Raw genomic sequence first — 11,800 nt, 5'->3', positions numbered from 1 at the left:
GGCTCGCGGGAGCGCGCCGTCGCCGCGGCGCCGTGGGCGGGATCGCGGTAGATTCCCCGGTCGTATGGGGCTCATCTACGCGATCACGTTTGCGGTCCTCGTCTGGCTCGCGCTCTGGGCGGTCGGCATGAAGTCGATCGACGCGACCCTGATCGCGCTCGGCATCATCCTGCTGTCCACCGCCGTCACCCGCGTCCTGTCGTACCTGCCGGGGCGCAACGGTTCCGGCGGCGCCTGAGCGCGCTCCGGCCCGTCCCGGCCTCCGCCGACGCGTGCTCGCCCGTCCGCTCGCGATCGCGCTCGTCGCGCTGACCGCGCTCGGCGTCGCCGGCTGCGGCGGCGACCCCGGTGGGGAGGAGGCGTTCGATACGAAGGTCGCCGTCTACGTCGGTGTCCCGCTGCGCGGCCCCTGGGCCGAGCGCGGCCAGGCGATCGCCGACGGCGCGCGCCTGGCGATGGCCGACAGCGGCGGGGGCGTGGAGACCTACAGCGTCCGCCTGAGCTTCCAGGACATCACGGATCCGACCGACCCCGGGCGGCTGAGCGCGGAGGGCGCGGCGTCGGCCGCGGGCACCGCGCTGCGCGACCAGGGCGCGATCGGGATGATCGCCGGCCTCGAGCCGACCACGACGCGCGAGCAGGTCCTGCTCGCCTCGCAGACCGGCCTGTCGACGGTCACCGTCGACGGCGATCGACCGTCGGGCTCGCTCGCGGACCGCTCGCCGCGCGGACGCCGGCTCTTCGTCGACCTGTCCGCGGCCGATCGCCAGATCGCGCGGCAGCTCGGCGCCCGGGCGCGCGCCCTGCGCTGCGCGCGGCCGACGCTCGTGGCCGTCGGCATCACGGACGCGCGGCTGCGCGCGCTCCGGCAGGCCCTGCCCGGCGCCCGCACGACGGTCGTCGCGCCCGCCCGCGACGTCCCCGACGTCTCGGCCGACCAGGCGGCGACGGTGACCCGCGCGGCCTCCGGCGACGCGTACGCCGACGCGCGCATCACCGCCGCCCTGCGTCGCGCGGGCGACTGCGTCGTGCTGGCGGGCGAGCCGGCGGCCGGCGACCCCGCGACCGCGGTGGCACGCGCGGGGCGGTCGCTGCGCGGCACGCGGATGCTCCTCACGCGCGGCGCCGCGTCGCCGGCCCTCGCGCGGCTCGCCGCCGAGCAGGGCATCGAGGCGGAGGCGATCGTCGACGGCGTCGCGGCCGGCGACGACGCGGAGTCGCGCAAGATCGACCGCGCCTACCGCGAGGTGTTCGGCGGGCCCGCGCCGATCGGCGTCCAGGCCGGCTGGCGGGCCACGAAGCTCCTCCTGCGCGCGATCGGCGCGGCGCGGCGCGGCAACTGGCGCAGCGACGTCGCGGCCGCCCTCGTGCGGGTCCCGATTCCCGGCCCGCCCGCGGAGGGACGCCAGTCCCGCGACGGCGAGGCGTCGCCGGCACCGGTCGCGCTCGCCGTGCCCGACGGCGGGGCCTGGCGGGTCACGCGGACGCTCGCCCGCTGACCCGCGGGTCCGCCGCCGGTCAGCGCAGCAGGTCCTGGAGCGCCCCGTCGATCTCCGGATGCGCGAAGCGATAGCCGAGCGCCTCGGCGCGCGCGGGCACCATCCCGCAGCTGTCCAGGACGAGCTGCGCCTGCTCGCCGAGCGCCAGGCGCAGGACGGGCGCCGGGGCGGGGGCGAGGACCGGCCGGCGCAGGGCGCGCCCGACCGCCTTCGAGAACGCCTTGTTCGTCACCGGGTGCGGGGCGGACGCGTTGAGCGGGCCGTCGAGCTCGTCGTGGTCGAGCGCCGCGAGCAGCAGGCCGACCTCGTCGTCGAGGTGGATCCACGGGACGAGCTGGCGCCCGTTGCCGAGCCAGCCGCCGAGCCCGAGGCGGAACGGCTTGGCCATCACCGCGAGCGCGCCGCCGGTCGCGGCGAGCACGAGCCCGGTGCGCAGGGCCACGACGCGCACCCCGAGCCCTCGCGCGCCCTCGGCGGCGGCCTCCCAGTCCCCGGCGAGGTCGGCGAGGAAGTCGCCCTGGCCGGTGGCGACCATCGACCCTTCGTCGAGCCGGGCCTCGCCCCGGTCGCCGTAGATCCCGGACGCCGAGCCGCTGACGAGGGTCCGCGGCCGCTCGGGATCGGGCAGCGCCGCGAGCGCGCTCACGAGGTGCTCGGTGGTCGCGATCCGCGAGCGCCGCAGCTCCTCCTTCGCCGCGTCGGTCCAGCGCCGGAAGACCGGCGCGCCGGCGAGGTTCACCAGCGCGTCGCGTCCCCGCAGCGCCTCGACGGGCGGGGCGTCGGAGGACGGGTCCCACTCGTGGACCTCGACGTCGTCGCCGAGGCGCTGCCGCGCCGAGCTCGCGCTGCGCGACAGCACCGTGACGCGGTCGCCGCGCTCCCGCAGCCGGGCGACGAGCGCCGAGCCGACGAGCCCCGTCGCGCCGCTGATCGTCACGTGCTTCGCGCTCATGCCCCGACGCTACCCGCAACGCCGCTCCGGATCCCGGGGCGCTGGCCTCGACGACGCCCGGGACGGGGCCCGGCGGTCTCTCTCACCCCCGGGTGGTGGCGAGGGCCTCCTCGGCCACCGCGGCCGCGACGGCGGGCGCGACGTCGCGGTCGAAGACCGACGGGATGATGTGGTCCTCGCGCAGGTCCTCCTCGGCGACGAGGTTCGCGATGGCGTTCGCCGCCGCGATCTTCATGCCCTCGGTGATCTGCGTCGCGCGGGCGTCGAGCGCCCCGCGGAAGATCCCCGGGAACGCCAGCACGTTGTTGATCTGGTTCGGGTAGTCCGACCGGCCGGTGGCGATGATCCGCGCGTAGGGGGCGGCCTCCTCGGGGGAGACCTCCGGGTTCGGGTTCGCCATCGCGAAGACCATCGCGTCGTCGTTCATCGCCGCGAGCTTCTCGGCGGGGAAGATCCGCGCGCCCGAGAGGCCGACGAAGAGGTCGCGGCCGCCGAGGTGGTCGCCCGGGTGCCCGGTGAGGCCCTCGGGGTTCGACATCTCGGCGTACCAGCGCTTGACGGAGTTCATCGTGCCGTCGACGTAGTCCGGGCGCTGCGTGGACACGAGCCCGCGCGAGTCCGCGCCGATGACGTCCTTCACGCCGGCGGAGAGGAGGATCTTCGTCACGGCGATGCCGGCCGCGCCGAGGCCCGTCACGAGGACGCGCAGGTCCTCGAGCCGCTTGCCGGTGATCTTGCAGGCGTTGATGAGCGCGGCGAGCGTCACGATCGCCGTGCCGTGCTGGTCGTCGTGGAAGACCGGGATGTCGAGCTCGGCCTTCAGCCGGTCCTCGATCTCGAAGCAGCGCGGCGCCGAGATGTCCTCGAGGTTGATGCCGCCGAACGTCGGGGCGAGCGCCTTGACGATCGAGATGATCTCGTCCGGGTCCTTCGTCGCCAGCGCGATCGGGAACGCGTCGACGCCGGCGAACTCCTTGAAGAGGACGGCCTTGCCCTCCATCACGGGCATCGAGGCCTCGGGGCCGATGTCGCCGAGGCCGAGGACCGCGGTGCCGTCGGTGACGACCGCGACGGTGTTCTTGCGGATCGTCAGCTCGTGGCTCAGCGCGACGTCGTCGGCGATCGCCTCGCAGACCCGGGCGACGCCGGGCGTGTAGGCCATCGCGAGGTCGTCGCGGGTCTTCAGCGGCTGCTTCGGCGTCGTCTCGAGCTTGCCGCCCTCGTGGACCTGGAAGGTCCGGTCGGTGACGGCGACGACCTTCGCGGTCGGCGACTCGTTGATCGCCTGCTGGATCGCCTCCCAGACGGCCTGGCTGCCCGCGGAGACGGTGATGTCGCGCACGAGCGTGTCGCCGGCGACGGATACCAGCGCGACGTCCCCGATGACGCCACCGGCCCCGCCGATCGCCGAGGCCACGGCGCCGAGGGCACCCGGCTTGTGGTCGATCTCGACGCGGAGGACGATGGAGTACTGCGCGGACGGCGTGCCGGTCACGACGCGGAACCGTACTCGCTCGGGGGCTGGATTCCGCGTCCGACCTTGTATGCAAGTACACCGGTCGTCGGGTCCCCGTGCGCGCCGCTCGGGGTCGCGTCGGCGGTCCGACGGCGTCGTGCTCCGCCGGGTCCCGGGCCGCCGCGAACGGGACCGGCGCGGAGCGGGCCGGTCGGCCGGTGCGCCGCGTAGGCTGGGCCCGTGGCCGCCCCCCGTCCCGACCTCCTCCTGCTCGACGGCAACTCGCTGGCCTACCGCGCGTTCTTCGCGCTGCCGGAGTCGATCGCCACGAGCCGCGGCGAGCCGACGAACGCGATCTTCGGCTTCACGTCGATGCTCGTGAAGCTCGTGGAGACCTACGGGTTCGTGCCGACGGCCGTGGCCTGGGACGCCGGCATGTCGGGCCGCAAGGAGGTCTACGCCGAGTACAAGGCCCAGCGGGCGCGCAAGCCGGACCTCCTGCGCCAGCAGTGGCCGGAGCTCGCCCCGATCGTCGAGGCGCTCGGGTTCGCGAACGTCTCCCTCGAGGGGTACGAGGCCGACGACGTCATCGGCTCGCTCGCCGTGCGCGCGCGCGAGGACGGCAAGCGCGTCTGGATCGTCACGGGCGATCGCGACGTCTTCCAGCTCATCGATCCCGACGGCCACGTCGGCGTGCTGGCGACCGGGCGCGGCATCACCGACACGAAGCTCTACGACCACGCCGGCGTGGTGGAGCGGTACGGCCTGACGCCGGACCTCATCCCCGACTTCTACGGGCTCAAGGGCGACACGTCGGACAACATCCCCGGCGTCCCCGGCATCGGCGACAAGACCGCCGCGCAGCTGCTGCAGCAGTTCGGCGACCTCGAGACCGTGCTCGCCTCGATCGACCAGATCTCGGGCGCCAAGCGCAAGGAGAACCTCACCGAGCACGCGGAGAACGCGCGGATCTCGCGCGAGCTGGCGCGGATCCGCACCGACCTGCCCGTCGAGCTCGACCTCGAGGAGGTCGCGCTGCGCCGGCCGGACGACCAGGCGCTGCGCGAGCGGTTCCAGCGCTTCGAGCTCCGCGACCCGTGGCGGCGCCTGGAGCCGCTGCTGGAGGGCGACGGGCGCCCCGACGGCCCGGCGGGCGCGGCGTTCACCGCACCGGTGCGCGAGGTCGACGTGGACGCGATCGCGGCGGCGCTGGGCGACGGCGACGCGCTGGTCGTCGTGGCGGTCGTCGAGCCGACCGAGCAGGCGCAAGAGGCCGGCCAGCTCTTCGATCCCGACGCGACGCCGGGTCAGGACGCGGGGGCCGAGGCGCCGGCGCCGACCCGCCGGTTCGCCGTCGGACCGCTCGACGACGAGGGCGCGCCGACCGCGCTGCTCGTCGGCGCGTGCGAGAGCGCCGAGGCGGTCGTCGCCGCGGTCGGGTCGCGACCGGTCGTCGGCCACGACGTCAAGGCGCTCGGCCTCGTGCCGGAGCGGGTCGCGCACGACACGCTGCTGGCGCAGTACGTCCTGGAGCCGCAGCGGCGCGGGTACCCGCTGGACGAGCTCGCCGACGAGCTGAACATCGCCGTCGCGCTCGAGGACCCGGCCGCCGCCATCGCGGCGCGCGTCGCGCTCGTGGCCGCGCGTCAGGTCGAGAGGCTGGAGAAGACGGGCCTCGCGCAGCTCCTGCACGACGTGGAGCTGCCGCTCGTCGGCACGCTGCGCGAGATGGAGCGGATCGGCATCCGGATGTCGGTCCCGCGCCTCGAGGAGGTCGGCAGCGAGGTCCGGGCCGAGATCGCGTCGCTCGAGGAGCAGATCCACGCCGACGCCGGGCGGACGTTCACGATCGGCTCCCCGAAGCAGCTCGGGGAGGTCCTCTTCGAGGAGCTCGGCCTCTCGCGCAAGCGGCGGGGCAAGACCGGCTTCTCGACCGACGCGCGGGTGCTGCAGTCGATCCGCGAGGAGCATCCGATCATCCCGCGGATCGAGCGCTGGCGCGAGCTCTCGACGCTCACGAAGACGTACCTCGACGTCCTGCCGCAGCTCGCCTCGGCGGACCCGGACAGCCGGATCCACACGACGTTCGCGCAGACCGTCGCGCAGACGGGCCGGCTGTCGTCGACCGACCCGAACCTCCAGAACGTGCCGGTCCGCACCGCGCTGGGGCGTCGGATCCGCGGCTGCTTCGAGGCGGCCGACGGCCTCGTGCTGCTCTCCTGCGACTACAGCCAGGTCGAGCTGCGGATCCTCGCGCACTACGCCGGCGAGGAGGTCCTGAAGGACGCCTTCCGCGAGGAGCGCGACGTGCACACCGCGACGGCCTCGGAGGTCTTCGGCACCGCGCCGGAGGACCTCGACGCGGGCCTGCGGTCGAAGGCGAAGATGGTGAACTACGGCATCGCCTACGGCCTGACGGACTACGGCCTGGCGGACCGGCTGAACATCCCGCGCGCCGAGGCCGCCGAGGTGATCGACGCGTACTTCGCGCGCTTCACCGGCGTGAAGACGTTCATCGACGAGACGATCGAGCAGGCGAAGGAGGCCGGCGAGGTCCGCACGATGTTCGGCCGGCGCCGGCTCATCCCCGAGCTCGCCGCGCGCAACCGCCAGGTGCGGTCGCTCGGCGAGCGCCTGGCCGTCAACACGGTCATCCAGGGCACGGCGGCGGACATCATGAAGCTGGCGATGATCGGCGTGGACCGCGCGATGCGGGAGTCCGGAACGTCCGCGCGGATGATCCTCACGATCCACGACGAGCTCCTCTTCGAGGGCCCCGCCGACGAGATGGACGACCTGCGAGCGCTCGTCGAGCGCGAGATGGTCGCGCCGTGGGTTCACGACCCGCCGCTGAAGGTCGAAGGCGGCGTGGGTCGGACCTGGGTCGAGGCGAAGTAGCGCCGGTCAGCGTCGCGTGCTGACCCAGCGCGCGAGCGCGGGGGCGAGCAGGAGCATCGCGAAGAGCCGCAGCACCTGGAGGGCGAGGACGAAGGTCGTGTCGACGTCGCCGGAGGTCGACGCCGCGAGCACCGCGTAGAGCCCGCCGGGGGTCGTGGCGAGGTAGGCGTCGAGCGGCGCGACGTCGGTGAGCGCGACGAGCAGCCACCCGATCGCCGCGCTGATCGCGATGAGGGCGGCGATCGAGAGGAGCGTCGCGGGCAGGATCCGCGCCGCCTGGCGCAGGCTCGCGACGGTGAACCGGAGGCCGACGCTCAGCCCGATCCCCGCGTAGGCGGCCTGCAGCAGCAGGTCGGGCATCGGCGCGGTCAGGCGCGCCCCGGCGAGCACGAGCCCGGCGGCGACGATGAGCGGCCCGAGCAGCGAGCCTGCCGGGATGCGCGCGACCCGGGCCAGGAGGGCGCCGGCGCCGACGCAGAGCACGGTGAACGCGAGGCCCTCCAGGGCGCTGCCGTGCGCCGAGCCCACCACGCCGCCGTCCCCGCCGCCGCCCGCGCTCCAGACGCCCGCGACGATCGGCGCCAGCAGGACGATCACGAGCACCCGCAGGTACTGCATCACCGCGACGAGCCGCTCGTCGGCGCCCAGCTCGCGGCTGATCGCGACGATCCCCGACGCGCCGCCCGCGATCATTCCGAAGGCGGCCGTCGGCCGGTCGACCGCGGAGAGCCGCGCCATCAGCTCGCCCGCGAGGACGGACGCGCCGAGCGTCAGGACGAGGACGGCGAGCACGATCGGAGCGTGGTCGCGCAGCTCGGCGAGCGTCGAGGACTGCACGTACAGGCCGAGCGAGACGCCCAGCAGCGCCTGCGACGCCCGGGCGGCGGGCTCGGGCAGGTCGAGCGTCCGGGGGCCGCGCAACGCCCACGCGAGACCGACGAGCAGCCCGGCGAACATCGCGGGCGTCGGCAGGCCGACCGCGTCCGCGGCGAGCGCGCCCACGGCGGTCGCGGCGAGCAGCGCCGTCCAGCTCGTCGCCGTGCCGCGGCTGCGGGCGGGGAGCTGGAGCGACGCGGGCACGACGGCCCAGGCTACGGACGACGGCCCGCCGGCCGTGCGTCACCGCCCGACCCAGCGGCGCAGCCGTCGGGTCCTGGTTCGCGTTCGGGTAGCCTCATTCGTCGATGTCCCGCCCGTCGGATCCCCAGCCCCGACCGCCCGCCGCCTGATGTGGCCGCGCCGGACGAGCACGCCCGCGACCGTGGCCGCCGCGACCGGCGACCGGCTGCGCGGTGAGGCCCTGACGCTCTCCTACGACGCGCGCGTCGTCTCGCGGGGCCTCGACGTCGTCGTGCCCGACGGCTCGTTCACCGTCATCGTCGGGCCGAACGCCTGCGGCAAGTCGACGCTCCTGCGCGCGCTGGCGCGCATGCTGCGTCCGCAGGAGGGCGAGGTCGTCCTCGACGGCCAGGAGATCGGCTCGCTGCCCTCGAAGGAGGTCGCGCGGCGGCTCGGACTCCTGCCCCAGAGCCCCATCGCCCCCGACGCGATCACCGTCGCCGACCTCGTGGGCCGGGGCCGGTATCCCCACCAGAGCCTGCTGCGCCAGTGGTCGGCGGAGGACGAGCGCGCCGTCGCCGAGGCGCTCGCGGCCACCGGGGTGACCGAGCTGGCCGAGCGCGCGGTCGACGAGCTCTCCGGCGGGCAGCGTCAGCGGGTGTGGCTCGCGATGGCCCTCGCGCAGGAGACGCCGATCCTGCTCCTCGACGAGCCGACGACCTACCTCGACATCGCGCACCAGATCGAGGTCCTCGACCTCTGCGCCCAGCTGCACGAGGAGCGCGGCTCGACCCTCGTCGCGGTGCTCCACGACCTGAACCACGCGTGCCGCTACGCGACGCACGTCATCGCCATGCGCGACGGCGAGATCGTCGCCGAGGGCGACCCCTCGGAGATCGTCGACGCCGACCTCGTCGAGCAGGTCTTCGGCCTGCGCTGCCGGGTGATCCCGGACCCGGAGACCGGCACCCCGCTGGTGGTGCCCGCCGCCCGCGTGCGGGCGCCGACCCCCGCCTGAGCGCCGACGGGACGCGCCCCCGCCGCACGCGGCCGGCGGGCGGCGCGGTCAGTCGGCCGCCGCCGCGCGCGCCGGCTGCAGCTCGGCGGCGAGCCGTGCCCCGACCTCGTGGCGGGAGCGGACGCCGAGCTTGCGCAGGACGGCGCTGACGTGCGTCTCGGCCGTCTTCTGGCTGATGAACGCGGCCTGGGCGATCTGCCGGTTCGTGAGGCCCTGGGCGACGAGCTCGGCGATCCGCAGCTGGGTCGCCGTGAGGCTCTGGGCACCGGTCGCCCAGTAGCGCCGCGGGCGGGCGCCGAGCACGAGCAGCTCCGCGCGGGCCGCGCCGGCCAGCGGCAGGGCGCCGCAGCGCGCCGCGAGGTCCATGCCCGCCTCGAGCGCCTCGCGGGCGTCGCGTCGTCGGCCGGCCCGCCGGTGGGCGACGCCGAGGTCGACGAGCACGCGAGCGCGCTCCAGCGCCAGCGGCCCGCCGTCGAGGAGGGCGCGCGCCTCCTCCAGCACCGCGGTGCGGTCGACCGACCCGTCGACGAGCGCGGTCGTGCGCAGGGCGGCGGCCAGCGCCCCCGGCGCGCCCCACCGACGGGCGAGCGCGAGCTCCTCCGCGGCCAGGGACCGCGCGGCGTCCGCGTCGTCGCGCGCGTGCGCGGCCCGGGCGGCGACGAGCCGCCAGGGGGAGGGGCGCTCGAGGTATCCCGCGGCGGCGCAGACCGCCCCGAAGCGCCGGGCCTCGTGCCAGGCCCGATCGTGGTCGCCCGCGCCCTCGGCGACGACCGCGCGCGCGTAGCGGACGAGGGCCCGGTCGAGCTCCGGCTGGTCGCCGTCGTCCTCGTCCTCCTGGGCGGCGACCACGGCGTCGGCCCGTCCGAGGTCGCCGCCGGCCACGAGCGCCTCGGCGAGCGAGCGGACCCCCGAGGTGACCCAGCGGCGCACGACGACCGTCGCCGGCAGCTCCGGCGCGGCCGCCAGCACCGCATCGCCGGCCGCGACGGCCCCGGCGAGCTCGCCGCGCGCCAGCCGCACCATCGCGAGTCCCAGGTGCCCGGCGACGAGCGCGAGCGGCGCGCCCCGACGGCGACCCTCGTCGACGGCGCCGTGGCTCTCGCGCTCGACGGTGTCGAGGTCCTCGGCGAAGGCCGCGGCGTAGCAGGCCTGGCCCCACGCGGGCGACTCCGTGCCGATCGCCGCGGCCAGCGCGCCGTCGCCGAGCGCCCGGCGGGCGAGCGTCCGCGCGGTCGCGGCCCGCTCCTCGGGGTCGAAGGCGAGCGCGAGCGCCGCGTTGGCCAGCGCGACCCGCTGGACCGGCGCGGTCCCGGGAAGCCGCGCGTGGCGCTCCAGGGCGCGTCGCGCCTCGGCGACCCGGTCCGGGACGAAGAACGCGAGGGTGGTCCGCTCCACCGCGACGCGCATCGCACCCGCCTCGTCGAGGCCCTCCTCGGCGGCGTCGAGCGCGCGCACCGCGGCGTCGGGCCCCTCGGCCTCGACGAGCGCGCGGCCGAGGTGGACGGCGAGCTCCGCGCGCCCCGCCGGCTCGTCGCAGGCCGCCAGGCCGCGGGCGAGGTGCGCGGCGGCGGCCGCCGGCTCGCCGAGGGCGAGCTCCGCTCGTCCGAGGTCGAGCAGCACGGCGGCGCGCCGCGCGGCCGGCGGGGGCTCGGCGTCGGCGCGACCCAGGAGCTCCGCGGCGGTCGCCGGGGCGCCCTTGGCGAGCGCGTCGCGCCCGGCGTCGTGCAGGAGGGCGGCGACCTCGGGATCCGCTCCCGGCTCGGCGAGCGCCAGATGGACCGCGGCCCGGGAGCGCGCCGCGCCGTGCGCGAGCAGCAGCCGCCCGGCCCGCTCGTGGAGCACCGCCCGCTCGACCGCGGTGATGTCCCCGTGGACCGCGGAGCGCAGCAGGGGATGGACGAACCGCGGCGCGACGTCGCCGTCGAGCACCTGGGCGCCCGCCAGGCGCCCGACCGCCTCGGCGGCGCGCTCGCGCGAGCAGCCCGCGAGCTCGGCGAGCCGGCGGAGGTCCGTGTCCTGGTCGAGGACCGCGGCGGCGCGAGCCACGGCGACCGCGTCCGGTCCGAGCGCGCTCACCCGCAGCATCACCTCGCGGCGCAGCGGCTCCGGGGCGCTGCGCGCGAGCGCCGTCAGCGCCGCCTCGTCGGCCGGCCGGCCCTCGCGCCGCAGGGCCAGCACCGACTCGCGGATGAGGAACGGGTTCCCGCCGCTGAGGCGATGGCACGCCGCGCCGGCGCCGGGGTCGGCGGGCGCGCCGGCGAGGCGCTGCAGCAGCTCGGTCGTGGCGTCGGGGCCGAGGGCGACGGGGGCGAGGCGCTCGATCGCCGGCTCGCGGCGCAGCGCGTCGAGCTCGGGGTCGGCCTCGTCGCGCGCCGCGAGCACGAGCAGCACCCCGAGGCCGTCCAGGCGTCGCGCGAGGTGCAGCATCGCCCGCTGCGAGGGCGGGTCGGCCCAGTGGAGGTCGTCGACGACGAGCGCGAGCGGTCCGCGTCGCTCGACGAGCGACGCGACGAGCCAGTAGAGCCCGTGCAGCAGGCCGTGCGCGGCGTCGGGGTCCACGGCCGCGGTCGCCTCGAGGTCGAGAGCCGCGAGCCCGAGGCGGGCCGCGTCGCGGGCCTCGAGGTCGTCGAGTCCGCGGACCTCGCGCTCCAGGAGCTGCCGCGCCACCCCGAACGCGAACCCGCGCTCGACCTCCGCGCCGCGTGCGCGCAGGACCCGCAGGCCCGCGGACGCCGCCAGCGCGGCGGTGGCGTCGGTCAGCGCGGTCTTCCCGAGCCCGGCGCCGGCGAGGACGAGGAGGGCGCGACCGTCGCCGGCGGCGGCCGCGTCGACGGCCGTCGCGAGAGCGCCGAGCTCGCGCTCGCGCTCGAGCAGCCCCCTGTCGCCGACGCGCTCCATGGCGCGCCGATGATACGGCC

8 protein-coding genes are annotated in these 11,800 nt (G+C 76.4%); 4 read left to right on the top strand and 4 right to left on the bottom strand.

The features are described from left to right. The first annotated feature begins 64 nt into the window (after positions 1-64). Together SK069_RS03280 and SK069_RS03275 are read left to right on the top strand one after the other, a co-directional pair. The gene (locus SK069_RS03280; protein ID WP_319952749.1) at positions 65-238 is read left to right on the top strand and encodes a hypothetical protein; all 174 of its coding nucleotides are present in this window, start codon (positions 65-67) and stop codon (positions 236-238) included. Between the two features lie 34 nt (positions 239-272). Beyond that, positions 273-1,499, top strand: a complete 1,227-nt coding sequence (locus SK069_RS03275; RefSeq protein WP_319952748.1) for a hypothetical protein — start codon at positions 273-275, stop codon at positions 1,497-1,499. A gap of 19 nt (positions 1,500-1,518) precedes the next feature. Here SK069_RS03275 and SK069_RS03270 read toward each other — a convergent pair whose 3' ends face one another. Next, positions 1,519-2,451, bottom strand: coding sequence for a TIGR01777 family oxidoreductase (locus tag SK069_RS03270; RefSeq protein WP_319952747.1), 933 nt, complete (start codon positions 2,449-2,451; stop codon positions 1,519-1,521). 82 nt (positions 2,452-2,533) lie between these two features. After that, a complete protein-coding gene (locus SK069_RS03265) occupies positions 2,534-3,946 on the bottom strand; it encodes an NAD-dependent malic enzyme (RefSeq protein WP_319952746.1) in 1,413 nt (470 codons plus the stop codon). 201 nt (positions 3,947-4,147) lie between these two features. On the opposite strand from SK069_RS03265, the gene polA reads away from it, so the two are divergent. Next, positions 4,148-6,805 carry a DNA polymerase I gene (polA, locus tag SK069_RS03260; RefSeq protein ID WP_319952745.1) on the top strand — a complete coding sequence of 886 codons (2,658 nt, stop codon included), beginning with the start codon at positions 4,148-4,150 and terminating at the stop codon, positions 6,803-6,805. Between the two features lie 6 nt (positions 6,806-6,811). Here the strand turns inward: polA and SK069_RS03255 are convergent, their stop codons facing one another. Then, the gene (locus tag SK069_RS03255; protein WP_319952744.1) at positions 6,812-7,885 is read right to left on the bottom strand and encodes an AbrB family transcriptional regulator; all 1,074 of its coding nucleotides are present in this window, start codon (positions 7,883-7,885) and stop codon (positions 6,812-6,814) included. 148 nt (positions 7,886-8,033) lie between these two features. Between SK069_RS03255 and SK069_RS03250 the strand changes: the two genes are divergently transcribed. Further along, positions 8,034-8,882, top strand: coding sequence for an ABC transporter ATP-binding protein (locus SK069_RS03250; protein ID WP_406628224.1), 849 nt, complete (start codon positions 8,034-8,036; stop codon positions 8,880-8,882). Between the two features lie 48 nt (positions 8,883-8,930). Here SK069_RS03250 and SK069_RS03245 read toward each other — a convergent pair whose 3' ends face one another. After that, positions 8,931-11,780: a helix-turn-helix transcriptional regulator gene (locus tag SK069_RS03245; protein ID WP_319952742.1), complete on the bottom strand. Its 2,850-nt coding sequence runs from the start codon at positions 11,778-11,780 to the stop codon at positions 8,931-8,933. Between the last annotated feature and the right edge of the window lie 20 nt (positions 11,781-11,800).

Source organism: Patulibacter brassicae (assembly GCF_033949425.1).
Lineage (GTDB): Bacteria > Actinomycetota > Thermoleophilia > Solirubrobacterales > Solirubrobacteraceae > Patulibacter > Patulibacter brassicae.
The sequence above is the reverse complement of the archived record's forward strand: the minus strand, read 5'-3'. Positions and strand labels throughout refer to the sequence as shown.

Excerpts from the sequence above, each read along its gene's own strand:
- SK069_RS03280 (WP_319952749.1), top strand. The coding sequence starts at position 65 with ATGGGGCTCATCTACGCGATCACGTTTGCGGTCCTCGTCTGGCTCGCG.
- SK069_RS03270 (WP_319952747.1), bottom strand. The coding sequence starts at position 2,451 with ATGAGCGCGAAGCACGTGACGATCAGCGGCGCGACGGGGCTCGTCGGC.
- SK069_RS03250 (WP_406628224.1), top strand. The coding sequence starts at position 8,034 with ATGTGGCCGCGCCGGACGAGCACGCCCGCGACCGTGGCCGCCGCGACC.
- SK069_RS03245 (WP_319952742.1), bottom strand. The coding sequence starts at position 11,780 with ATGGAGCGCGTCGGCGACAGGGGGCTGCTCGAGCGCGAGCGCGAGCTC.